This window comes from Pseudozobellia sp. WGM2, assembly GCF_017810075.1.
In the GTDB taxonomy this organism is placed as follows: Bacteria; Bacteroidota; Bacteroidia; order Flavobacteriales; family Flavobacteriaceae; genus JADNYK01.
Window position 1 is genome coordinate 1 of sequence record NZ_JADNYK010000060.1, and the last position, 339, is coordinate 339.

At 39.8% G+C, this 339-nt stretch carries 1 protein-coding gene; it reads right to left on the minus strand.

Annotation, left to right across the window (positions count from 1 at the left end; genetic code table 11):
- The coding region (locus IV512_RS19810; protein ID WP_209406504.1) for a hypothetical protein at positions 1 to 330 on the minus strand (330 nt) is incomplete at its 3' end.
- Between the last annotated feature and the right edge of the window lie 9 nt (positions 331 to 339).

The window sequence follows — 339 nt, forward strand, 5'->3', positions numbered from 1 at the left end:
TTTGTCGGTATAAATGGATTTGATTTCGAACCCCTTCTCTCCTTTTGCAAAATAGAACCCCTTCGCGTTGAAAAGGGCAATATAGTCCTTCGGGGATTTCTCAAACGGGGCGTGCATCCGTTCGGCGTTTTTCACATAGGAACCCAAAGCGACACTTTCAAATTGCTTTTTGTAAACTGGATTCATTTTTTGATAAAGTTTCGGAAAAATCATAGGCAAAAAAATAGCCGTTGCAGTCAACTTGGAGCTATTTTCAGAACTCTGTTCCGATAACATTTCGAGCATCAAATGATTCTGACGGACAAATCCTGTAGATACATGTTTTTCCATATTATCGGG